Source organism: Rhodococcus rhodochrous (genome assembly GCF_014854695.1).
In the GTDB taxonomy this organism is placed as follows: Bacteria; Actinomycetota; Actinomycetes; order Mycobacteriales; family Mycobacteriaceae; genus Rhodococcus.
In genome coordinates this window covers 2675951-2698556 of the sequence record NZ_CP027557.1, presented here as the reverse complement: position 1 = coordinate 2698556, position 22606 = coordinate 2675951, and the positions used below count along the sequence as shown (strand labels likewise).

Genomic DNA, 22606 nt, shown 5'->3' with positions numbered 1-22606 from the left:
GTTACTCCCCTCGAGTGGGGGACGATCGCGGGGTCGTCGAGAGGCGCACCCGGTCGATCACGACGGAGACGGCGATCACGGTCACCGCGACCAGCAGAGCCCCCACCGACAGTCCTTCTCCTGCAACCATGATGTCTTCGTGGTCCTGGTCGTGCCGCCGGGAAGGCGTCATGATGGAGAAGTGACGCCCGCGTCGCCCGGAGAGCTCGTCCTCCTCGCCCGGATCCACTCGTGTGATCCGGAATCGCTGTGCGCCGATTCCGTTCACGCACGAGGAGCAGCACCATGACTTCGATCGAACCCGCCGGCGGCGGGGGTGGCGGGACGATGGCCCGCCCGAATTCGTCCGGGTTGGCCGACGTCATCGACACCATCCTGGACAAGGGGCTCGTCATCGACGCGTTCGTGCGGGTCTCCCTCGTCGGCATCGAACTCGTGACCATCGACGCCCGCATCGTGGTCGCGAGCGTCGACACCTATCTGCGGTTCGCCCAGGCCGTGGACAGACTCGAGATCTCGCAGACCCAGCCGAAAGGTGTGCCCGAGATCGTCGGCGACGTCGGCGGGAAGGCCGTGGAGAGCGCCGCCGAGCACAAGACCCGCGGTGCCCTCGACTCCGCGGCCGAGAAGGTCCTCGGGTTCTTCGACGACGTGGCGGAGAAGCGACAGGAAGCTCCGCGACGCAAGAAGAAGCAGCGGTGACTCCCCGAACCGGAATACCGTCGCAGTAGCAGGGCGCTGCCCTTTCCTGTCGGCGAACGTCCGGCGGAGCAGGTGGACGTGGCGATACGGTCGGAATCGCCGCACGTCGACGGAGGGGGTTGTTGTGGCGGTTTTCGAACAGGATCGCGCGCTGATGATCCGGCTGTGGCGCATGTGGGGTTCTCGCGCCGCCGAACTGTCCGACGAGCAGTGGACGACCGAGACCCGGCTACCGGGCTGGACGGTCCGGGACGTCTACGTGCACATCACACCGGACGTGATGATCGAGATGCTCACCGCGCCACCGGCGGACGGTGAGGCGAAGGTGACCAGCGCCGCGGAGATGCTCCGGATCCTCAACGCCGATCCGGTCGAAGCCGAACCGAGGCACGAGCGGATGGCCGAGACGGTGCGCCGACTGGCAGCCGATGTCGAGCGCGCCGCCGTCGCGACCCGCTTCGAATCCGAGTTCCCCGCCGCCTTCGACCGGATCCCCGGATTGAGCCGTGCCTCCGTGATCGCGCACCCGTTCCTGGAGTCGGTCGCGCTCGGCGCCTTCCTCGACATGGCGATCCTGGAGACCACGATCCACTGGCTCGACGTGATCGACGCGGTCGGCGGACCACGACCCGAGACGATGGCGCTCGAACGGACACGGAACATCCTCGCCGCGGTGCCCGATCCGCTCACCTTCGTCGAGGCCGCGTCGGGTCGCTCCGACGCGGCGATCCTTCCGGTCATGCACTGAAGGACCACGCGTCGTCGCTCTATGCTCGGACGATGTTCCTTCTCTTCGGCTTCGGCACCAAGCGACAGAACCTCGGTCCGGGGCAGGACCGGACGTGTCCGCGCTGCCACAACACCACGCAGTGGCTCCGCGTCCGGGAGTCCAAGCAGTTCACATTGTTCTTCGTGCCGGTCGCGCGGTGGGGCCGCCGACAGTCGGAGCAGTGCGGGATCTGCGGTACCGCCGTGGAGATCTGAGCCCGGTCAGTCCGGATCGGCGAAGGCGGGAGCACGCTCGGTCATTCCCGCCGTGACCGCCTCGATCTGATTGGGCGACCCCATCAACTCGACCTGCAGCGTGCTCTCGAGCATCAGCGCGGACTCCGCATCCGAGCCCGTCCACGTCTCCTCGTACAGGCGCTTGGCCGCCTGCACGGCGTGCGGCGACTTGCCGGCGATCTCGTGGGCCAGCTCCTGCGCTGCGGCGAGCGGATCGTCCGAGACGTGGGTGACAAGGCCCAGTGCGGCGGCCTCGGCGCCGGTGAGGATGCGCCCGGTGAAGGTGAGTTCTTTCGCCACGTCGAGGCCGACGAGTCGCGGCAGGCTCTGGGTGATCCCCATGTCGGGGACGAGGCCCCACTTGACCTCCATGATCGACAGCCGCGCGTCGGGCGTCGCGAAGCGGATGTCGGCGCCGAGGGCGATCTGCAGGCCGCCGCCGAAGCAGTTGCCCGTGATCGCGGCGATCACCGGGGCCGGGACGCGGGACCAGCCGTAGGCCACGCGCTGGGCGTGGTTGGCGATGTGGCCGTCCGCGCGGGCGAGCAGATCTCGCGGGCCACTGCCGTCGCGGTTGCCGAGACCGGTGATGTCGAGTCCGGAGCAGAAGCTCTTACCGGCGCCGTGGAGCACGACGGCGCGGACCGTGCGGTCGGTCGCGAGCTGCTCGGTGGCGTCGACGATCGCATCGAACATCGCCGGGTCGAGCGCGTTGTGCTTCTCGGCGCGGTCCAAGGTCACGGTTGCGACACCGAACTCGTCGATCTCGATCCGCACTCTCTGCTCGCTCATCCGCCGAACCTCCTCGGAAACCGGTGGGGATCGGGACGTCCGGAAAATCCTGCCCACGATCGCGAAGCCGACTGTACAGCAAGGATTTCGCCGCCGACGGCGAACATGCGAGCGGCCTCGCCAACGTCCTCGGCGGCCGTTCGGAGACACGCCGTCATCCGAGTCCCGCCCGCCTCCGGCGTGCAGACCGTGACCGAACCGTTATAGTCGGCGTCATGACTACAGTTCTCGGTGTCTCGGTCGGTGCCAGCGCGGTGCGCTTTGCGCGACGTGACACCGGGAGCGTGGACAGCCCGATCTTCCGCTCCCGCTCGATGCCCGCCCTGCTCGACCGGCCGGCCGAACTGGCCGCGGAGTCCATCGAGACGATGCTCGCCGAGACCGACGAGATCGAGCAGGTGCGCGCCATCGGCGTCGCCTATCAGAACGAGACGCAGGCCGATTTCGTCCAGGGCGCGATGAGCCGACTGGACATCGACAACTTCCGGCTCGTCCCGGAAGTGACCGCGGCGCTCGAAATGCTGGAGACCACAGGAGATCTCGGCGACCACGAGACGCTCGTGTTCTACGATCTCGGCAGTTCGGGCCTCACCGTCACCGTCGTCGACCGGGGCACCCGCATCGCACTGAGCACGGCGCGCTCGGACCGGATCAGCGGTGACCTCGTCGACCGGCTGATCTACGACCACCACGTCGACCTGCAGCGTTTCGCCGAGCCGACCGACATGGCGGCGCAACGGGCGCTCACGGCCCGGTGCCGCGACGCGAAGGAGCAACTGTCGTCGAAGGACGCAGTGTGCATGCCCGGTGAGGGCGGTCTGCTGCTGCTCTCGCAGGACAGCTTCGATTCGCTCATCGACGGCCCCGTGAAGGCGTCCGCCCGCCTCACCCTCGACGTCATCCGCCGTTCGGGACGCACTCCCGACGCGGCGGTGCTCATCGGGGGCGGAGCAAATATTCCGCTGGTCACCGCCGTGATGGAGTCGTGGCTCGACATTCCGGTGATCGTGCCCCCGCAGCCCGAACTCGTGGCAGCGGAAGGTGCGGCACTCCTCGCCCGCCCGGACACCGCGAAGGTCGCCGAAACAGCGGAGTTCGCCGCACCGACGGAACTCACCGAGACGGCACAGTTCGCCCCGCAGTTGGTCGCGCCGGACGCGCCGACCGAGAGCTTCGCTACCGCCGACATCCGGCAGGAGACCGAGGCGCCCGCGCAGCCACGGAACCGTCGACGTCTCCTGCTCGCGGGTGGTGCCGTCGTCGTCGCGGCGGCGATCGCCCTGGGTGTCGACCTGCTGCAGGATTCCGGTCGCGATCCGCAGCCCACCGCCACGCAGCAGGAGATACAGGAGCCGCCGGCGCAACCGGCAGCGGAACCCCGGTCCACGACCCCCACCGACACATCGACCGCGGCGGAAACCGTCCCGGCGGTCTCGGACGAGCAGTCGACGGTCACCGATCGCAGCGAGACCCGCACCACCTACCGGCCGCAGACGACGGCGGAAACCTCCACGACCTCCACGCAGGTCCCCGCCACCACCGGGACGCAGGACGAGGCGGCGCCCGACACCTCGGTGCCGTCACTCGAACCGGAGCCGGCCCCGACGGTCCCCGGGCTCCCCCAGTTCGAACTGCCGACACTGCCCCCGCCCCCGCAGTTCCAGCTCCCGCAGCTGCCCCGCATTCCCGGGCTCTGATCGGTCAGCCGCAGACCGCCGGGGTGCGGCGCGGACCCACGGGTTCCGGGTGAGGCAGCAATCGCTGCCACCATCGGATCACGCGCGGGCTCGGAAACAGCTGCGCGACGCGGAACCGGATCGTCCCGGGTCCGGTGCGCGCCGGCGGCGCGGGTGACAGAAGTTGCTCTCTCGGAGCCGAGCGCGTGTGTTCTTCGTGGCACCAGTCGACCACCACCGACCGCGCTCCACTGCGGATGATCAGCGACCGCACCGGCCCGTCCACGAAGACCTCTCGATCGACGTGATGGGGGCCGGAATACCCGGGCTCCGGGGTGATGCCCAACAGGATCTCGGGTTCGGTGGACGGCCGGCTCCCCTCGACCAGCAGACGCTCTTCGTCGACCTCGCGGACGGTGACGTCGCTGTGTCCCGAGACGTCGCCCACCAGCAACGCCACGTAGTCGGTCTCGCTCTCCGAGTCGCGGATCGCCAGCAATCGGGCCTTCCGGGAGCCGCAGCGCAGCGACTCGTCGAGTTCCGGTGCCACCGTGCGCGCATCCGCTGCAGCGCTCAGGTCGATCCGTCTCGACGTCCAGCTGAAGAACGGCTCCGACGATGTCGTGGTCATCACCAGCTCCTTCGGCCGTTTTCCGTTCGATTGCTCCGACGACTCCATCGTGGTCGCCGAAGGTGCCGACGTCGCGCGTAGTGGAGTACTCGATCTGCGGTCACGGGCAGGAGGTGAAATCTCCAACCCGGAGATATCCGCACTTCGCGGATCTACGATCGTGTGCATGGATCAGCGCTGGCCACTGATTCAGCGGCGGGGGGAACTGGAAATCATTGTCGCGGCCCTGACGGACCCCGGCCGAGGCGGTGTGGTCCTCACCGGAGATCCCGGAGTCGGCAAGACCACCCTGGCCCGGATGGCCACCGACTCGCTGTCCGCCCCGGTGCGCTGGATCGCGGGGACGGAATCCGCTCGGAGCATCCCTCTCGGTGCCTTCGCGCACCTCATCGAAGCTCCCCCTGCCGGCGATCCCGTCGCCTTCCTCGCCGCCGCACGACAGGCACTGCTGAGCGAACACGGTTCCGATCGTGCACGGCTCGTCCTCGGTGTCGACGACGCCCACCTGCTCGATCCGCTGTCGGCCACTTTCCTCCATCAGCTCGCCCTCGATCGCGCGGTCCACACAGTCGCCACGGTCCGCAACGGTGAAGCCGTGCCCGACGCCGTCACCTCCTTGTGGAAGGACGGCCATCTCATCCGCCTGGAGCTGTCACCGTTCACCCGGCAGCAGAGCATCGATCTGATCGAAACCGTGCTCGGTGGTCCCCTGGAGGAGTTGAGTGCCGACCTGATCTGGAAGGCTTCGGGTGGGAATGCGCTGTTCGTCCACCACCTCGTGGTCGGGACCCGCGAGGCCGGCACGCTCCGCCGGGTGGGGAACGTGTGGCAGCTCCGGGGCGGCACCGCCGTCACCTCCGAACTCGCATCACTCCTCGAACATCGCATCGACCACCTCACGCCCGAGGTGCTGCAGGCCCTGCAGCTGCTGGCGTTCTGCGAACCGCTCGACCTCGAGATCCTGTGCGGTCTCGCCGGCGACGACGCGGTCGAGGAAGCGGAACGACGAGGACTGATCGACGTCGTCGACGACAACCGCAATTACCGCGTCCGCTACACCCACCCCCTCTTCGGTGAGGTCGTGCGCCGCCGTGTCGGCCGGATCGCCGGGCGCAGGATCCGCGGTCAGCTCGTCGAGGCATTGGGATCGCGCGTCCAACGGGGCCCGACCGACCGGATCCGTCTGGCCGAACTCTCCTTGGACAGCAGCCGGGCCGTCGACCCCGAGTTGCTCGAGACCGCGGCCCACGACGCGATCGCTCTGGGCGATGCCCCGTTGGCCGAACGTCTCGCACGCGCGGCGTTCGATGCCACGGGCACGTTCTCGGCGGCGGATCTCCTCGCCCGCGCGCTGGTGTGGCTGGGTGGGATCAGTGAGGTCGAGTCCGTGCTGGCCTCGTTCGATCCCCGCACCCTCGACGAGAGCGAGCTCGTGCGCTGGGGCGCGACCCGCATCTCCAATCTCTTCTGGGGGATGGGTAACGCCGCCGAGGCCCAGCAGGTGCTCGCGACCCTCCGCGAACTGGTCACGCGCCCGCACCTGAGGGTGGTGGTCGACGCGATCGACTGCGCATGCGCGGTGTACGAAGGGCGTCCCCGCGATGCGCTCACCCTCGCTCACCGCATCTTCGCCACCGAAACCGCACTCCCCTGGGCGGTCGAGTGGGCGTTCTTCGGCGGCGGACTGTCCCTCGCGGTGATGGGACGCGGTCACGAAGTCCCTGCGATGGCCGCGCGCTGCGCAGCGGTCGCCCACCAGGTCGACGGCCTGCTGCGCTATCCCGCCGGCCTGGGTGAGGTTCTCGCATTGCTTCTCACCGGAGATCTCGACGAGGCCGAGCGGCGGGCCGAGACCTACCGGGAGAGCGCGGTGCGCGGCCCCGCCGACGCCCACGGAACCACCACCTCGATGGGCCAGTACCTCGCGTGGGGCCTGGCGAACATCCTGCTCGGCGTCGTCGACACCACCCGCGGGCGGTTCGTGCACGCCGTGTACCGCCTCGAACAAGCCGTCGCCGCGCTCCAGGTGGACGATCGAGCTGCCACCGTCTCCTGGAACGTGCCGGCCTACATCGCCCTCACGCACGGTTACGCCGTCCTCGGGCGCGTCAACGATGCGGATACCGCACTGGCTCAGGCGACCTCGCGCAGCGGCCGGCACGTCGCCGTCTTCGAGCCGCAACTCCGGATCGCGGAGGCGTGGCTCGCCGCGGCGCGCGGCGAGACCACGAACGCGATCACCTCGGTCCGGGAGGCAGCGGAGATCGCGGCGCGACACGATCAGTTCGCCGTCGAGGCGATCGCCCTGCACGCCGCCACCCGGTTCGGGGATCGCACCACCGCGGAACGGCTCTCGGAGCTGGCAGGGCAGTGCGACGGACGTCTCGTCGCCGTCATGGCCGCCCACGCGACCGCTTCCGCGGAGGCGGACGGGCGAGGACTGACCGCCGCCGCGGAGACCTTCGAGGCGCTCGGCGCCCTCGCCGACGCGGCCGATGCCCACGCCCTGGCCGCCATCGCCTACCGCGACCACGGCGACACCCGTCGATCCGTCGAAGCCGCTGCCGCGGCCGCGGCTCTGGCCGCGCGATGCGATCACGCCTCGTCGCCGGCGCTGGACGAAGCGGCCCGCCCGCTCCCCCTCACGAGCCGGGAACGGGAGATCGCCGCCATGGTCACCGCCGGGTTGTCCAACCGGCAGATCGCCGAGCGGCTCGTGGTGTCGGTCCGCACCGTCGAGGGGCACATCTACCGGGCGTGCACCAAACTCGACGTCTCCGACCGCACGGAGCTCGCCGAGTTGATGCGCGACACCGGCCGGCACTAGCGCGACCGCAGGTTCACCCCATCGACTTCGCTCCGTCGAGGGACTCGCGGATGATGTCGGCGTGGCCGGCGTGCTGCGTCGTCTCGGCGACGATGTGCAGTAGGGCGCGACGCACCGACCAGGCGTCCTCGGTGTTCCACGGCGCCTTGGGAAGTTCGTGCACGACGTCCAGCGACGGCAGCGTGCGCACCAGCTCGTCGGTTCGGGCCGCCACCTCGTCGTAGGCGCGCAGCGCACCTTCGAGGGTCTCACCGGGCTGCAGCTGGAAGTCCTTGTCGCGTTCGGCGAAATCCTCTTCGGTCCACTCGGTGAAATCCTTCTCCATGTAGTCGGCTCCGACCACGAGGAAATCCGCCCATCCCCGCTCGACTTCGGTGACGTGCTTGATGAGTCCGCCGATCGTCAAGGCGCTCACCGTCGTTCGTTGCGACGCCTGTTCAGTGGTGAGATCGCGAGCCGTGAACCGCAGGAAGTGCCGCGCGTGGGCGAGGCTCGACAGCAGATCGCGGCGTTCCTGGTCGAGGGTCGGGGTGGCGTTCCGGGTGGTGGTGGTCTCGGTCATCGGGTGCTCCTCGTCGTCGTGGTCCGGCAAGAACTACGCTACGAGCCATTGGTGCCAGTTTCTGTCACTTATAGGTCTGCAGGTGCGGAAGAATGAGGTCATGTCCGACACGAGCTCCCGCACCCTGCGGCTTCTGTCGCTGTTGCAGACCCACCGCTACTGGCTCGGCGCCGAACTCGCCGACCGGATGGGAGTCTCGCTGCGAACCCTGCGCCGCGACATCGAACGTCTCCGCGATCTCGGTTATCCGGTGCGGTCCGATCGTGGGGTCGGCGGCGGGTACCAGCTCGCGCCGGGCGCGTCGTTGCCACCGCTGGCCCTCGACGACGACGAAGCGGTCGCGCTCGCGGTGGGACTTCTCACCGCGGCGCAGACCTCCATCACCGGGATCGCCGAGATCTCGGTGCGGGCGCTGGCCAAGGTCATCCAGGTGATGCCGCCGCGGCTGCGACGCCAGGTGGAGGCGCTCGATGCGGCGACGGTCTCCGCCGACATCCCCTGGGCGACCCGCGCGACCGATTCGCAGCAACTCGTCACCGTCGCGCGGGCCTGCCGCGACGACGAACGCATCGTCTTCGAGTACACCGCGGCCGATGGCACCGCGACGAGCCGGCGCGTCGAACCCCGGCAACTCGTCTCCCTCGGACGACGCTGGTATCTCGTCGGCTACGACCTCGACCGCGGCGACTGGCGCAGCTTCCGGCTCGACCGCATGGCCGAGACCGCCGCCACCGGGATGCGATTCCGGCAACGCGAGCTGCCCGGGGGTGACGCCGCGACCTTCGTCGAACGCGGCATCCGGAGCCGTTCCCAGGTGAAGGTCAGCGCGGAACTGGAGGCGTCGGCGCACGAGGTGCGGCGTCGGATCGGTCAGTGGACCGAGGTGATCGCGATCGACTCCGAGCGCTGCCGGATCGAGGTGGACGCCGACAGCATGGACTGGGCGGTCTTCGCCGTGGGCATGTCCGGTGGGCGGCTGCTCGGCGCGTCGCCACCGGAGTTCGTCGAGTACCTGGAGAACTGGTCGAATCGGCTGGTCACCGCCGTCGAACACTCGGAATGACCACCATCCGGCGCTATGACCCATCCCACAATCGGCCGGGCATCGGAATGCCGTCGGGGGTGGGGGTGGTTGCGCCACCCATGGATCTGTTCACACCTGTAGCCCTCGGAGACCTCGAACTCGCGAACCGCATCGTCATGGCCCCGCTGACCCGCCTGCGTGGTGGTTCCGCCGGTGTACCCGGAGATCTGATCGTCGAGCACTACCGTCAGCGGGCGAGTGTCGGCCTGATCATCGCCGAGGGAACCTATGTGAACTTCGAATCGCAGGCCTTCGTCGGTCAGCCCGGCATCGTCACCGACGAGCAGGTCGCCGGCTGGCGTCGCGTCGCGGATGCCGTGCACGAGCGCGACGGACGCATCGTGGTGCAGTTGATGCACGGCGGCCGCGTCACGCATCCCGACGTCAACGGCGGCCGACGCGTCGTCGGGCCGAGCGCCATCGCGATCGACGGCCAGGTGCACACCGAGCAGGGCAAGCAGCCCTACCCCGTGCCCCACGCACTGACCACCGACGAGATTCCGTCCGTCATCGACGACTTCGTCGCCTCGGCCCGCCGTGCGATCGACGCCGGACTCGACGGTGTCGAGGTCCACAGCGCCAACGGATATCTGTTGCACGAATTCCTCTCCCCCGCATCGAACGTGCGGGACGACGAGTACGGCGGTTCGGTGGAGAACCGGATCCGTCTCGTCGTCGAGGTCGTGAAGGCCGTGTCGGAAGCGGTCGGCGCCGGGCGCGTCGGACTGCGGATCTCCCCCGAACACAACATCCAGGACGCCGTCGAGACCGATCGCGACGATGTGCGTGCCGCCTACGGTGCTCTGGTCGAGGCCCTGCAGCCCCTCGGTCTGGCCTATCTGTCCGTCCTCCACAAGGAGCCGACCGGCGATCTCGTGCAGGAACTCCGGAAGCGTTTCGGCGGCAAGGTGATCGCCAACAGTGGCTTCGGTTCGCCGACCACGCGCGACGAGGCCGTGCAGCTGATCGAGGATTCGCACGCCGACGCCGTGGCCGTCGGCCGCGCACTGATCGCCAATCCCGACCTGGCCGAGCGCTGGCGGGACGGGCAGCCGGAGAACGCACCGCGTCCGGAGCTGTTCTACGCGTCCGGAGCCGAGGGGTACACCGACTACCCGTTCCTGCAGACCGTCTGAGCGTAAGCCCTACGAGGAGTTCGGATCCTTGCGCGCCGAACCGTTTCTCGCCGCTGCTGTAGTGCAGGCGGGGCCCGGTTCGGCGCGCGAGGTCATTTCGGTCATCCGAGACAGGTCGGGCATCATCCGTTCGAGCACCGGCCGCCATCGCGCCGCATCATCCGGGAAACACGTGCTCAGCAGCTCGACCATCGCCGACGGAGCGATCGAGGCGCCGGGCGACGCCCCGAGCAACCCGGCGATGCTGCCGTCCGCGCTCGCCACGACCTCCGTGCCGAAGGCCAGAACCCCGATCCTACGACGATCGGGCTTGACGAGCTGGGCCCGCTGACCCGCGTCGATCAACTCCCAGTCGGACTCCCGTGCCTCGGGACAGAATCGCTGCAACTGCCGGAACTTCCGCGTCGGGGACGCGAGCAGTTGGCCGACAAGATAGCGCACCAGCGACAGATTCTGCAGGCCCACCGCCACCAACGGGGCGATGTTGTGCAGGCGCAGCGTGGTGAACAGATCGGTGAGCCGGCCGTGTTCGAGCAACCTGGTGCTGAACGTGGCGTACGGGCCGAACATCAGCCACTCGCATCCGTCGACGATCCGCTTGTCGAGATGCGGCACCGACATCGGTGGTGCGCCCACGTCGGCCTGGCTGTAGACCTTCGCCGCATGCTGGGACACCACGTCGGGATCGCCGGTGCGCAGGAACTGCGCGCCGATGGGAAAGACCGCGAAACCTCGCACCTCCGGGATCCGGGCCTTCTGCAACAGTTTCAGGGCGTACCCGCCTGCGCCGACGAACACGAACCGGGACCTGACCGAGAACCGTCCCGTCCTGGTACGTCCGGAGACCGTCCACCGCCCGTCGGCGGCGCGGCGCAGTCGCGTGACCTCGTGCCCTGTACGAATCTCGGCGCCACGATCGCGTGCGTCCACCAGCAATCGGTGTGTCAGGGCACCGAAGTCGACGTCGGTGCCTGCCTCGTAGCGCGTGGCCGCGATCGGCTCGGACCCCGAGCGACCGGTCATCACCAGCGGTGCCCATCGGGCGATCGTGTCGGGGTCCTCGCTGTACTCCATGGCGGAGAACAGTGGAGAGCGTTGCAGCGTGGCGTGCCGCCGACGTAGATAGTTCACATCACGCTCACCGAAGACGACGTTCATGTGCGATGTCGCGTTCACGAATGTCGTCTCATCCGGCTCGTCGAGGGACTCCCAGAACTGCCGTGAGATCCGGAACTGTCGTCCGATCTCCTCGGCCCGGGTCGAATCCGTGGGATCGGGCATGTAGTTCAGTTCGCACAGGCCCGCGTGGCCGGTGCCGGCGTTGTTCCATGGGGCGCTGCTCTCGGCCGCGACCTCGTCGAGTCGTTCCAGGACGAGGACCGACCGATCGGGTTCGAGCCGTGTCAGCAGTGCACCCAGTGTCGCCGACATGATGCCGCCGCCGATCAGGACGGCGTCGTACTCGTGGTCGTCGTGCTGTGGCCCGTCGGCAGAGTGCTTCCGATTCACCATCATTCTCCTGCTTTCGCCGTTGTCGATCTTCAGCGTGCCCCTTCCCCATTCATCCGTCCAATGAGATATCGCAGGTATTACCATGCAGATGTGGATTGGTACGTGACGCCCGAGACCGCAACGATTGCCCCGCTGCTCGTCGCCTTCGACGCCGCGGCGCGCGAAGGTCACATCACACGCGCCGCGGATCTGCTCGACGTTCCCCAGTCCTCGGTCAGTCGCCGACTCCGGGCACTCGAGAAGGCAGTGGGTGTGGCGTTGTTCCAGCAGTCCGGGCGAGGGGTCGTATTGACGACGGCCGGACGGGAGTTGCACGAACGCACCCGGCATCTGATCCGGGAACTCGACGTTGCGATCACCACGCTGCGTGAGCACGCCGATCCCGACCACGGCGTCGTCCGTTTCGGATTCCCGCTCACCCTCGGGCCGGTGAGCATCCCGTCGCTACTGGCCGAGTTCCACCGTCTCGCCCCCGGCGTCCGGTTGCACCTGGTCCAGGCGCACGGCGAAGCGCTCGCCGACATGGTTCGGGACGGCCGGCTCGATCTCGCCGTCATCATTCCTCCGCCGGAGGATCTACCGGTCACCGTGCTGGCCCAGCAGCGACTGTTGCTCCACCTCCCGAGCAGCCATCGACTCGCCGGCCGTGCCTGCCTCGACCTGCGCGAGCTCGCGGACGACCACTTCATCGCGAGCCCGCCCGACTACCACATCCGCAGAGAGCTCGAAACTGTGTGCGGCGAAGCAGGATTCGAACCGTACATCGCGTTCGAGATCAGTGAGTTCGAAACGATCCGGGCACTGGTCGCCCAGGGCCTCGGGGTTGCACTGCTACCTCGCTCCGAAACGCCTGTCCCCGGAATCGCCACCATGCCGGTCGCCGGAATCGCGAATCGCACCATCGGACTGACGACCGGTACGCGGACGCCGTCCCCGGCGGTCGCGCGACTGCACGCTCACATCGCCGGGCACGCCGCCAGATTCGACGATCGCCGGTTCGATTCATAGGCATCCCTCTCGAGCGCCGGAGACGGTGCACAGCTTCGCGAGCCGTGCGCCATCTCCTGCGTCGCCGGTGCCGACGAGGCGCAAGCTCCGGGTTCGATTGGTGGCCGGCGGGGTATGCCACACAGATGCGATCGTCTGCAACGAGTGTTACCCGACGCCGCTGTCGGCAGTTCTCGGAGACGAGGACGTCGTGCGGACTGCGGCATCCAGACCGGCAGGTGGAGCCTATTTATTCGAGCAGATCAACACCACATTCGGCGATTCGGTAAACGCATCGACCTTCGAGCCCGTCGTCGCTTTTCCCTGACCTACCTACCGTCGAGGAGTTCTCCATGACAGCAACAGATCTCGGTTCCACCGCCACGTTCGCCGGGAAACCGGTCGCCTCCCAGTTCATCGATGGGCAGTGGCGCGAGGGACGCTCCGACCGCGTCCTGACCGACACCAATCCGTTCGACGACAGCGTGGTCGCCACGATCCGCCTCGCCTCCGCCGAGGACGTCGACGCCGCCTACACCTCCGCCCGGGCAGCACAGGTCGAGTGGGCCACGACCGGTCCCGCCGACCGCGCCGCGGTCCTGCGTCGCGCCGCGCAGATTCTCGAGCAACGACGAGCCGAGATCATCGACTGGCTGGTCGCCGAGTCCGGCTCGACGCGGATCAAGGCCGATACCGAAGTCTCCCTGGCCATCGGCATCACTCAGGAGGCGGCATCGTTCCCGTCCCGGGTCCACGGATCGATCTTCGATTCGAACACCCCGAACCGTGAGATGCGGGTGTACCGCAAGCCCATCGGAGTGGTCGGGGTGATCAGCCCGTGGAATTTCCCGCTGCACCTGTCGCAGCGATCGGTGGCACCGGCGTTGGCGTTGGGCAATGCCGTGGTGATCAAGCCGGCCTCGGACACTCCGGTGACCGGCGGTCTGTTGATCGCTCGGATCTTCGAGGAAGCAGGCCTACCGGCGGGGGTGTTGTCGGTCGTGATCGGCTCCGGTTCGGAGATCGGCGACGCTTTCGTCGAGCATCCCGTCCCGCGGTTGATCTCCTTCACCGGCTCGACACCGGTCGGCAAGCAGGTCGGTGCGGTCGCCACCGGTGGTGAGCACCTCAAGAAGGTGGCACTCGAATTGGGCGGCAACGCACCCCTCGTGGTCCTCGACGACGCCGACCTCGACGCGGCCGTCGAGGCAGCGGTGACCGGGTCGTTCCTGCATTCCGGACAGATCTGCATGGCTGTGAACCGCATCATCGTGCAGGCGCCGGTGTACGACGATTTCGTCGAACGGTTCACCCGAGCCGCGCAGGCCGTGCCCTACGGCGATCCCTCCGCAGACGGCACTTTGGTCGGGCCCGTCGTCAACGATTCGCAGTTGAAGGGCCTCGAGGAGAAGATCGAGCAGGCCCGGAACGCCGGAGCACGCGTTGCGCTCGGTGGGGAGATCGACGGCCGGGTCGTGCCTCCGCACGTGTTCGTCGACGTCACGCCCGACATGGAGATCGCCCGCGAGGAGATCTTCGGCCCGATGGTCGCGGTCCTGCGCGCCGATGACGAAGCACACGCCCTCGAACTGGCCAACGACCACGAATTCGGTCTGTCCAGCGCGGTCTTCACGCAGAACATCGACCGCGGACTGCAATTCGCGCATCGGGTCGAGGCAGGCATGACGTTCATCAACGAGATGACCGTTCAGGACGAGGCGCACGTGGCATTCGGTGGCGAACGCAACTCCGGTCTCGGACGATTCAACGGCGAGTGGGCGATCGAGGAGTTCACCACCGATCACACCATCGGCGTGACTCGGCTGGTGTAGACACGCATCAGTGCCTCCGCCACACCGACAGCGTCGACGATCGTCGCGCCCGTACGGCGTAACTCGACCGCACGCAGTCGGCATTCACGGCCGCGTCACAGCTACCGACCGACGTCGATACGGAAGACTGCCGTCTGCACCCTACACAGACTCGGGGTGCAGGCGGCAGACGTCACGGGGCGATCAGACCGAGTGAGGGTGCGAACATCCTCCGCCGCCGGTGAGAACGCCGGCCCGGCCTGCGTTGCGTTCACCGTCTCCGCTTTGTACGCTCCGTGCGTGGCAGTATTGTCGACAATCCTACAAACTGGGAGGTGGCCGATGGTGTTCCTTGAACCGACGCGCCCATATTCTCTGCGGTCTCCGTTCCCGACGCGGCGCACGCGATGAATGACGACCATCTCACCATAGGACAGCGCCCCAGCGTCTCCTCCACGGACGAGGACGTCCGGATCCGGCTCCTCACCGACAGGCTCCAGGCGCTGGGCATCCCGATCGATACCTCCCGGCGTCGACGGGCCGAGTACTCCTACGACGCCTCCAACTACCGGGTGCCACCGGCGGCCGTGGTCTTTCCTCGGTCGGTGGACGACGTCGTGGCGGTGGTGAGTGCCTGCGGCGACACCGGGATCCCGCTGGTCAGCAGAGGGGGCGGGACGTCGATGGCGGGTAACGCCGTCGGCCCCGGTGTCGTCGTCGACTTCTCCCGGCACATGAACCGCATCCTCGCCATCGACGAGACGTCCGGTGTCGCCGACGTCGAACCGGGCGTCGTGCTCGCGACCCTCACACGGGTGGCCGAGGACGCGTCCTCGGGCCGGGTGACCTTCGCCCCCGATCCCTCGTCGAAGAACCGGGCCACGGTCGGTGGTGCGCTGGGCAACGACGCCTGCGGAAACCACTCGGTGCGCTACGGCCGCATGTCCGATCACGTCCACGAGATCGACCTCGTCACCGCCGACGGGTTCCGGCTCACCGCTGCGCAGCGAGGCCTACGTGCCACCGATCCCGACGACGCGGCCGCTGCGGCTCGCGCGGAACAGCTCGACGCCGAGCTCACCGCGCTGGCGGCGGAGCACCTGTTCGAGTTCCGCACCGAACTCGGGAGGATCCAACGGCAGGTCTCGGGCTACCACCTCGACAATCTGTTGCCGGAGAAGCGGTTCGACGTCGCCCGTGCGATCGTCGGATCCGAGGGAACGTGCGCGGTGATCGTCGGGGCCCGCGTCAAGCTGGTTCCCCGCCCGTCCAGCGCGTTGCTGGTCTGCCTCGGCTACGACGACGTGGTCGACGCGGCCCGCGACATCGGAACCATCCTGGAATTCTCCCCTGCGGCGGTCGAGGGTGTCGACGCGGCGATCGTCGAGACCATGCGGTTCCGCCGGGGCGAGAACTCCGTCCTCGGCCTGCCCGCGGGAAACGCGTGGCTCTACGTCGACTTGGACGGTAACGACCCGGACTCGGTGGCCACCGCTGCCGACGCACTGCTCGACAAACTTCGCCGGAACGGCCGTCTCGTCGACGGCCGCATCGCGGCCGACACCACCGAGCGCGCTTCCCTGTGGCGGGTGCGCGAGGACGGCGCCGGACTCTCGTCCCGCCTGGCATCCGGCGGCGAATCCTGGCCGGGCTGGGAGGATTCCGCCGTCGCGCCGGAGAACCTCGCCGATTACCTGCGGGACTTTCGCGCACTGCTCGACCGGCACGGTCTGCAGGGCGTGATGTACGGGCACTTCGGCGCCGGCTGCATGCACATCCGCATCACCTACGACCTGCGCACCGAGGAGGGCCGGCAGGTCTTCCGCGAGTTCACCTTCGAGGCCGCACATCTGGTGGTCCGTCACGGCGGATCGCTCTCCGGAGAACACGGCGACGGCCGTGCCCGCTCGGAACTGCTGCCGGTGATGTACTCCCCGCGGATGATGAGCGCATTCCGCGCCTTCCGCACGATTTGGGACCCGAAAGGCATCCTGAACCCGGGATCGCTGACCGACCCGGCGCGGATCGATGCCGATCTGGCGTTGGCGGGCGTTCCCGAACGCACCTGGCGTACCCACTACGACCTGCACCCGATCGAGGCCGTCCGCCCCGACGGCGCGCGGCCGCAACACACCCCCGACCCGTGGATACACGCCGTCCAGGGCTGCATCGGCGTCGGACGATGCCGATCCGACTCCGGTGGCGTGATGTGCCCGAGCTACCGCGCGACCCGCGACGAGAAGGACTCCACTCGCGGCCGGGCCCGGGTCCTGCAGGAGATGGTGCGCGGCGCCCGCACGCTCGAACAAGGGTGGAAGTCCGAGGAGGTGCGTGAGGCACTCGATCTATGCCTGTCGTGCAAGGCCTGCTCGACCGACTGCCCGGCCGGCGTCGACATGGCCACCTACAAATCCGAGTTCTTCTCGCACTACTACGACGGCACACGACGACCGGTATCGCACTATTCGCTGGGTTGGCTGCCACGCTGGCTCCGCGTCACGGGTTTGGCAGCACCGCTGGTCAACGCGGTCCTGCGCACTTCTCTCGCGAAGCGCGCCGCCGCACTCGGCGGCATCTCCCCCGACCGGGTACTTCCGCCCTTCGCCCCCCGGCGAGCCTGGAAGAAGGCCGTGAGCGACGCGCTGAGCGGCCGGTCCGGTTCGACGCCCGTGGTGCTGTTCGTCGACACCTTCACTCGGGGGTTGCGGCCGGAGGTCGCCGGTGCCGCCGCCCGCGTGCTCGCCTCGGCGGATCAGCAGGTGAGCTGCTCCGCGGACGCGTGCTGCGGACTGACGTGGATTTCCACCGGTCAGCTCGACACCGCGAAGAAGAAACTCTCCCACGCCGCCCGCACACTCGACGACGGCACCGACCGGCCGATCGTCGTCGTCGAGCCGAGTTGCGCGGCCGCACTGCGCAAGGACCTGCCCGAGCTGGTGCCTACCGAGGCTGCGCGTCGCGTCGCCGCACGGGTCCACAGCTTCGCGTCCTACGTGGACACCTTGGTGCGCAACGGTTGGACACCCGCCCCTGTACCGCCGCTGCCGAACGAGATGGTGCTGCAGACGCACTGCCACGAGTACTCCGTGTTCGGCGCCGGAAGCCATCGCCGGATCCTGACCGCAGCGGGAGTCGACGACGTCCGCGACGCAGTCGGATGCTGCGGCGTGGCAGGCAACTTCGGATTCGAGAAACAACACCACGACATCAGCATGAAGGTCGCCGAGACCTCCCTCGCGCCGGCACTGCGCGCGGCCGGCGACGATTCCGCGGTGGTCACGGACGGCTTTTCGTGCGCGATGCAGGTCGCGCAGATCGGTTTATCCGCCCCGGGGCAACATCTCGCAGAACTGCTCGATCCCGGACCGCGAATGTCGATGAACAACACCATCTCCGAGGAGGAAAGCGCATGACCGACGCAACGATTGTCGGGACACGGGTGGGCGTCTCCGACGCAGTGTCCCGAGTCAGCACTGGATTGTTCATCGACGGTGAGTGGGTCGAATCGACCACCGGCGAACGATTCGACGTCGTCGCCCCGGCGACCGAGGAGGTCGTCGCGACCGTCGCGAACGGCAACGCCGACGACGCCCGGCGTGCCATCGAGACCTGCGCTCGCGTGCAGAAACAGTGGGCGAAGACCGCTCCGCGCGAACGCAGCGTCATCCTTCGCCGGGCCTACGAGCTCATCCTGGACCGGCAGGACGAGTTCGCGACCATCATGACCACCGAGATGGGAAAGCCCTTCGCCGAGGCGAAGGGCGAGGTCGCCTACGCTGCAGAGTTCTTCCGGTGGTTCTCCGAGGAAGCCGTCCGCATCGGCGGTGATGTGACCAGCACCGGCGACGGCGCTACCCGTATTCTGGTGTCCAAGGAACCGGTGGGACCCTGTGTCCTCGTCACGCCGTGGAACTTCCCGCTCGCCATGGGCACTCGCAAGATCGGACCCGCGATCGCGGCCGGGTGCACCATCGTCTTCAAACCCTCGGAGCTGACGCCGTTGACCTCGCTGGCCCTGGTCGACGTGCTCATCGAGGCCGGTGTGCCGAAGGGTGTGCTGAACGTCGTGCCCACCACCGCACCCGGGGAGGTCGTCTCCACCTGGATGTCCAGCGGCATCGCACGCAAGATCAGTTTCACCGGTTCGACCGCGGTGGGCATCCGATTGCTCGAACAGGCATCCCAGCACGTCATGCGCAGCTCGATGGAACTGGGAGGGAATGCCCCGTTCATCGTGTTCGAGGACGCGGATCTCGACCGGGCCGTCGACGGCGCGCTCGCCGCGAAGATGCGCAACATGGGTGAGGCGTGCACCGCGGCGAACCGCATCTTCGTGCAGCGCGCGGTCGCCGATCGGTTCGCCGAGAAGCTCGCTGCCCGTATGGATGCCCTCGTTGTCGGGGACGGCCTGGTCGAGGGCACCCAGGTCGGTCCGCTGGTCGAGGAGAAGGCCCTGGCGAAGGTGGAACGTCTCGTCGCCGATGCCGTGGAACGCGGAGCGCGCGTCGTGTGCGGCGGTAGCCGGTCCGAGGGACCCGGCTACTTCTACCCACCCACCGTCCTCGCCGACGTGTCGAAGGACTCCGCATTGATGAGCGAGGAGATCTTCGGGCCGGTCGCACCCATCGTCGTCTTCGATACCGAGGACGAGGTCGTCGAGATCGCCAACAAAACGCCCTGGGGATTGGCCGGATACATCTTCACCCAGGACGTCGACCGCAGTTTCCGTGTCAGCGAAGCGCTCGAGGTCGGCATGGTCGGGCTGAACACCGGCATCGTGTCCAACCCCGCGGCACCGTTCGGCGGCATCAAGGCATCGGGTCTCGGACGTGAGGGGAGCACCATCGGTATCGACGAGTTCCTCGAGGTCAAGTACGTCGCTGTCCCTCGTCGCTGACGCATCGATCGCTGTTCCGCCGATCCTCGCGCGCCGAACCGATTCTCGCCGCCGCTGCAACGCGCGCGAAGCCCGGTTCGGCGCGCAAGGTCGGTACGGCCTACCCGTGTAGGTCAGGAATCCCTTGTTCACGCAACGGTTCCTGCTCGGCGGGCCGCAGTGCCGCACCACTTCGCGAGCGCGGCATCGAGACCCTCCGTCGAGCCCTCCCCCACCCAGGCCACGTGCCCGTCCGGGCGCACGAGCACAGCCGACGGCGCCACGACCTCACCGAGCAACGGCAACTCCCAGGCGCCGTCGTAGCGCACCCGCACGAGGTCGACGCGTTCAGCAAGATCACCGGAATCGATTGGTGGACCGTCGAATTGCAGCAGAAGCGGACGAGCCCGGTGCATGAGCCCGAACACGCGCAGCGGCTTCTCCTCGGCGATGATGTCGAGATCCGGCATGCGCCGTCCCAGCAGCGGGTGTCCCTCACCGAGGTCGTAGGCGACGTCGAGACCGGAGATCAACGCCGCGATCGGTGATCCGGCATCGCCGACGCGAAGCACCTCGTCGATCAGATCGCGCAGGGCCTCCTGGCGCGGATCGGCCTTCTGGAAAAGAGATTGGGCCATCGTGAATTTCAGCGCCCGCGCCCCGGACGGGTGCCGTTCGGCGTGATAGGTGTCGAGCAGGTCCTCCCCCGAGACCCCGCGCACGACCTGCCCGAGTTTCCAGCCGAGATTGACGGCATCCTGGATGCCCAGGCCGATACCTAGTCCGCCGGTGGGTGAATGCACGTGTGCGGCGTCGCCCGCGAGCAGGACCCGGCCCGCGCGATAGGTCGTCGCCTGTCTGGTCGCGTCGGTGAACCGCGAGAGCCAGGTGGGATCGTGCACACCGAAATCGGTGCCGAACACGTGGACCAGTTCTCGTCGCAGGTCGTCGAGCGTCGGCATCGTGGGCGGTCCCAGTTCGGCTTCGGTCACCACGACCCGCGCTCGGCTCTCCCCCATCGAATACAGACCGTGAACACCGCGCTCGTCGATCTTCGCGTCGGTGGGGAGTTCCTCGGTGACCCGTACTTCGGCGATCAGGCTGCTGCGTGTCGCAGCCGCCCCTTCGAATCCGACCCCGGCCTCGCGGCGTACGACACTGCGCCCGCCGTCGGCACCCACCACGTACCGAGCCTCCGCCGTCTCCCCTGATGCGAGCCGAAGGTGCACGTTGTCCTCGTCCGCGTGAACCCCGACGACCTCGATGTTCCGCCGGATCGGCACGCCGAGTTCCTCGATCCACTGCAGGAGCAGCCGTTCGATGTGGTTCTGGAACAACGCCAGCGTGTACGGATGGCGGGTGGGCAGACGGCCCACGTCGAGCCTGGTGCCCCCGAAGGTCGCGGTGTTCACCGTTCGCCCCTCGGCAAGGAAGCGCTCGGCGATCCCTCGTTGATCGAGCAGTTCGATGGTGCGGGCGTGGATACCACCACCCCGCGACCCTGCGAGATCCTGCGATTCGCGACGTTCGAGTACGACGACGTCTGCGCCGGCAAGGCGCAACTCCCCCGCCAGCATCATTCCCGTCGGCCCGCACCCGACCACTGCGACCTCATGCATGTCCGCCCCTCTCCACGACACCGGACGGGCAGTATGAGCCCCAGGTGGGGGCTTGCGACAAGCCCCCACCTGCGCGATACCGTGGAAACGGGACGGGACGACGAGCGTCGGAAACGCGACGGGACGACGACCGTCCCGGGTCAGCCCTCGAGGATGCGCTTGATCGCGTCCAAGGTCTCCGGAATTCCGCTGCGGGCGGCCTGTTCCCGCGCAGCGATCTGGGCAGGTGCCTCCGCCCCGAACTTCTCGTGGAAGAACTTCTGCCCCGCATCGGTGAACTCCCAGGTCTCCGTCAGTTCCGTGCCGGCGTCCGCGGGCTTGATGACGTAGCTCCAGCGCACGAGGCCGGGACCGACCGACCACGCGAATTCGCGGCCCGGGGAGGCGACGACGACCTCCGACCGGGTCTCCCAGGTGCGTTCGGGGGTGACGTTCCGACCGGTGAAGAAGGAACCGACCTCAGGGCCCTGCCCTTCGTCCCACCAGCATTCCGCGCAGACGGGCGACCATTCACCGGTGCGGGTGACATCGGAGACGAGGGCGTACACCTCGTCGGGGGTGGCGGAAACGACGACGGAGGACTCGAAGGTCAGAGGTGTGGTCTGCATGGCCACCATCCTGCCCGACGAGACCTCCGGAATCGGCAGCGACACCCTGAGAAGTACGGATCAGGACACGAGATTGCTTGCCGCCCACGCCATGTGCGATCGCACTGTGGACGCAGCCGTGTCGGAATCGCCGGTTTCGATGGCGTCGACGATGGCACTGTGACGCCCGACGTCCATGTTTCCGACCGCCTTCTCCAGACCGGCGAACATGATGGACATGCGGATCGATCCCTCGAGCGACTGCCACGAGTGCATAAGCGTTTCGTTGCCGGTCAGACGGCAGAGCAAGCGGTGAAAGTTCAGGTCGGACTCGATGCGCGCCTCGAGGTCGTTCTCGGCATGAGCCATCGCCTCGAGAGCTTCGCGCAGGGCCGGGATCACCGAGGCCCGGTCGTCCCGCTCCGCGAGGTCGCGGACGGCCAACGCTTCCAGGGCCGCGCGCACGGCGAAGATGTCGCCGATCTCCTTGGCGTCGAGGTGGCGAACGTAGAGGCGACCGCGGGCACCGGCAGAGATCAGACCTTCCTGCTGCAGCTGGCGCATCGCCTCGCGCAGGGTCCCCCGGCTGATCTGGAGCATCTCGGACAGCTCGGTCTCGACGAGGGGGCTGCTCGGGGCGAGCGCGCCGCTCGTGATCGCGGTGCGCAGAGCGGTGACGGCCTGCTGGCGCAGGCTGGTCCTCTCGAGCCCCAGCAGCGCAGCGGGTTGAGCAGCCATGAGTTGCCTCCAGGTGTCAGCGGCCGACTGTCGACAACAGTCTGTCGACAATGATACGGGT

Annotated in this window: 19 protein-coding genes; 11 read left to right on the top strand and 8 right to left on the bottom strand. The window is 68.0% G+C overall.

The genetic code is table 11. From position 1 onward, the window contains the following. Position 1: 1 nt before the first annotated feature. Positions 2–229, bottom strand: coding sequence for a hypothetical protein (locus C6Y44_RS12605; protein ID WP_143533331.1), 228 nt, complete (start codon positions 227–229; stop codon positions 2–4). Between the two features lie 98 nt (positions 230–327). Here C6Y44_RS12605 and gvpJ point away from each other — a divergent pair, with 98 nt between their 5' ends. The 3 genes from gvpJ (at position 328) to C6Y44_RS12590 (ending at position 1686) form a co-directional block, all read left to right on the top strand. Further along, on the top strand, positions 328–702 hold the full coding sequence (gene gvpJ / locus C6Y44_RS12600) for a gas vesicle protein GvpJ (RefSeq protein WP_085468312.1): 375 nt from the start codon (positions 328–330) through the stop codon (positions 700–702). A 124-nt stretch (positions 703–826) separates the two neighbouring features. Beyond that, positions 827–1450, top strand: a complete 624-nt coding sequence (locus C6Y44_RS12595; RefSeq protein WP_174247037.1) for a maleylpyruvate isomerase N-terminal domain-containing protein — start codon at positions 827–829, stop codon at positions 1448–1450. Positions 1451–1482: 32 nt separating this feature from the next. Next, positions 1483–1686, top strand: coding sequence for a zinc-ribbon domain-containing protein (locus C6Y44_RS12590; RefSeq protein ID WP_159418333.1), 204 nt, complete (start codon positions 1483–1485; stop codon positions 1684–1686). A 6-nt stretch (positions 1687–1692) separates the two neighbouring features. Here the strand turns inward: C6Y44_RS12590 and C6Y44_RS12585 are convergent, their stop codons facing one another. Next, positions 1693–2499, bottom strand: a complete 807-nt coding sequence (locus C6Y44_RS12585) for a crotonase/enoyl-CoA hydratase family protein (protein ID WP_159418334.1) — start codon at positions 2497–2499, stop codon at positions 1693–1695. Positions 2500–2714: 215 nt separating this feature from the next. Between C6Y44_RS12585 and C6Y44_RS12580 the strand changes: the two genes are divergently transcribed. Further along, positions 2715–4196 (top strand): Hsp70 family protein, encoded by a 1482-nt coding sequence (locus tag C6Y44_RS12580; protein WP_192378860.1) that lies wholly within the window; start codon positions 2715–2717, stop codon positions 4194–4196. Positions 4197–4200: 4 nt separating this feature from the next. Here the strand turns inward: C6Y44_RS12580 and C6Y44_RS12575 are convergent, their stop codons facing one another. Beyond that, complete coding sequence (locus C6Y44_RS12575; protein WP_225623794.1) at positions 4201–4806, bottom strand: hypothetical protein; 606 nt, start codon at positions 4804–4806, stop codon at positions 4201–4203. A 166-nt stretch (positions 4807–4972) separates the two neighbouring features. Between C6Y44_RS12575 and C6Y44_RS12570 the strand changes: the two genes are divergently transcribed. Next, entirely contained in the window at positions 4973–7633 is a 2661-nt protein-coding gene (locus C6Y44_RS12570) for a helix-turn-helix transcriptional regulator (RefSeq protein WP_159418336.1), read from the top strand. A gap of 13 nt (positions 7634–7646) precedes the next feature. Here the strand turns inward: C6Y44_RS12570 and C6Y44_RS12565 are convergent, their stop codons facing one another. Further along, positions 7647–8195: a DinB family protein gene (locus C6Y44_RS12565; protein WP_174247039.1), complete on the bottom strand. Its 549-nt coding sequence runs from the start codon at positions 8193–8195 to the stop codon at positions 7647–7649. 100 nt (positions 8196–8295) lie between these two features. Between C6Y44_RS12565 and C6Y44_RS12560 the strand changes: the two genes are divergently transcribed. Both C6Y44_RS12560 and C6Y44_RS12555 read left to right on the top strand, forming a co-directional pair. Then, complete coding sequence (locus C6Y44_RS12560; protein WP_159418338.1) at positions 8296–9258, top strand: helix-turn-helix transcriptional regulator; 963 nt, start codon at positions 8296–8298, stop codon at positions 9256–9258. A gap of 80 nt (positions 9259–9338) precedes the next feature. Beyond that, positions 9339–10415: an alkene reductase gene (locus tag C6Y44_RS12555; protein ID WP_120282579.1), complete on the top strand. Its 1077-nt coding sequence runs from the start codon at positions 9339–9341 to the stop codon at positions 10413–10415. A 9-nt stretch (positions 10416–10424) separates the two neighbouring features. On the opposite strand, the gene mqo is transcribed toward C6Y44_RS12555, so the two are convergent. Beyond that, entirely contained in the window at positions 10425–11930 is a 1506-nt protein-coding gene (gene mqo, locus C6Y44_RS12550; protein ID WP_120282578.1) for a malate dehydrogenase (quinone), read from the bottom strand. 87 nt (positions 11931–12017) lie between these two features. On the opposite strand from mqo, the gene C6Y44_RS12545 reads away from it, so the two are divergent. The 4 genes from C6Y44_RS12545 to C6Y44_RS12530 all read left to right on the top strand — a co-directional run bounded on the left by C6Y44_RS12545 (position 12018) and on the right by C6Y44_RS12530 (position 19622). After that, positions 12018–12935: a LysR family transcriptional regulator gene (locus tag C6Y44_RS12545; RefSeq protein WP_225623793.1), complete on the top strand. Its 918-nt coding sequence runs from the start codon at positions 12018–12020 to the stop codon at positions 12933–12935. Positions 12936–13267: 332 nt separating this feature from the next. Next, entirely contained in the window at positions 13268–14746 is a 1479-nt protein-coding gene (locus C6Y44_RS12540; protein WP_120282575.1) for an aldehyde dehydrogenase family protein, read from the top strand. A gap of 386 nt (positions 14747–15132) precedes the next feature. Continuing rightward, complete coding sequence (locus tag C6Y44_RS12535) at positions 15133–18138, top strand: FAD-binding and (Fe-S)-binding domain-containing protein (protein WP_225623792.1); 3006 nt, start codon at positions 15133–15135, stop codon at positions 18136–18138. After that, positions 18135–19622, top strand: coding sequence for an NAD-dependent succinate-semialdehyde dehydrogenase (locus C6Y44_RS12530; RefSeq protein ID WP_159418340.1), 1488 nt, complete (start codon positions 18135–18137; stop codon positions 19620–19622). The genes C6Y44_RS12535 and C6Y44_RS12530 overlap by 4 nt, the downstream gene beginning before the upstream one ends. A gap of 128 nt (positions 19623–19750) precedes the next feature. Here C6Y44_RS12530 and C6Y44_RS12525 read toward each other — a convergent pair whose 3' ends face one another. The 3 genes from C6Y44_RS12525 to C6Y44_RS12515 all read right to left on the bottom strand — a co-directional run bounded on the left by C6Y44_RS12525 (position 19751) and on the right by C6Y44_RS12515 (position 22545). Next, a complete protein-coding gene (locus C6Y44_RS12525; protein ID WP_159418341.1) occupies positions 19751–21220 on the bottom strand; it encodes an FAD-dependent monooxygenase in 1470 nt (489 codons plus the stop codon). A 140-nt stretch (positions 21221–21360) separates the two neighbouring features. Next, the gene (locus C6Y44_RS12520; RefSeq protein WP_159419227.1) at positions 21361–21837 is read right to left on the bottom strand and encodes an SRPBCC family protein; all 477 of its coding nucleotides are present in this window, start codon (positions 21835–21837) and stop codon (positions 21361–21363) included. Positions 21838–21888: 51 nt separating this feature from the next. Beyond that, entirely contained in the window at positions 21889–22545 is a 657-nt protein-coding gene (locus C6Y44_RS12515; RefSeq protein WP_159418342.1) for a GntR family transcriptional regulator, read from the bottom strand. Between the last annotated feature and the right edge of the window lie 61 nt (positions 22546–22606).

Coding starts and splice junctions, on each gene's coding strand:
- gvpJ (WP_085468312.1), top strand. CDS start 328: ATGGCCCGCCCGAATTCGTCCGGGTTGGCCGACGTCATCGACACCATC.
- C6Y44_RS12590 (WP_159418333.1), top strand. CDS start 1,483: ATGTTCCTTCTCTTCGGCTTCGGCACCAAGCGACAGAACCTCGGTCCG.
- C6Y44_RS12585 (WP_159418334.1), bottom strand. CDS start 2,499: ATGAGCGAGCAGAGAGTGCGGATCGAGATCGACGAGTTCGGTGTCGCA.
- C6Y44_RS12580 (WP_192378860.1), top strand. CDS start 2,715: ATGACTACAGTTCTCGGTGTCTCGGTCGGTGCCAGCGCGGTGCGCTTT.
- C6Y44_RS12575 (WP_225623794.1), bottom strand. CDS start 4,806: ATGACCACGACATCGTCGGAGCCGTTCTTCAGCTGGACGTCGAGACGG.
- C6Y44_RS12570 (WP_159418336.1), top strand. CDS start 4,973: ATGGATCAGCGCTGGCCACTGATTCAGCGGCGGGGGGAACTGGAAATC.
- C6Y44_RS12565 (WP_174247039.1), bottom strand. CDS start 8,195: ATGACCGAGACCACCACCACCCGGAACGCCACCCCGACCCTCGACCAG.
- C6Y44_RS12560 (WP_159418338.1), top strand. CDS start 8,296: ATGTCCGACACGAGCTCCCGCACCCTGCGGCTTCTGTCGCTGTTGCAG.
- C6Y44_RS12555 (WP_120282579.1), top strand. CDS start 9,339: ATGGATCTGTTCACACCTGTAGCCCTCGGAGACCTCGAACTCGCGAAC.
- mqo (WP_120282578.1), bottom strand. CDS start 11,930: ATGATGGTGAATCGGAAGCACTCTGCCGACGGGCCACAGCACGACGAC.
- C6Y44_RS12540 (WP_120282575.1), top strand. CDS start 13,268: ATGACAGCAACAGATCTCGGTTCCACCGCCACGTTCGCCGGGAAACCG.
- C6Y44_RS12535 (WP_225623792.1), top strand. CDS start 15,133: ATGAATGACGACCATCTCACCATAGGACAGCGCCCCAGCGTCTCCTCC.
- C6Y44_RS12530 (WP_159418340.1), top strand. CDS start 18,135: ATGACCGACGCAACGATTGTCGGGACACGGGTGGGCGTCTCCGACGCA.
- C6Y44_RS12525 (WP_159418341.1), bottom strand. CDS start 21,220: ATGCATGAGGTCGCAGTGGTCGGGTGCGGGCCGACGGGAATGATGCTG.
- C6Y44_RS12520 (WP_159419227.1), bottom strand. CDS start 21,837: ATGGTGGCCATGCAGACCACACCTCTGACCTTCGAGTCCTCCGTCGTC.
- C6Y44_RS12515 (WP_159418342.1), bottom strand. CDS start 22,545: ATGGCTGCTCAACCCGCTGCGCTGCTGGGGCTCGAGAGGACCAGCCTG.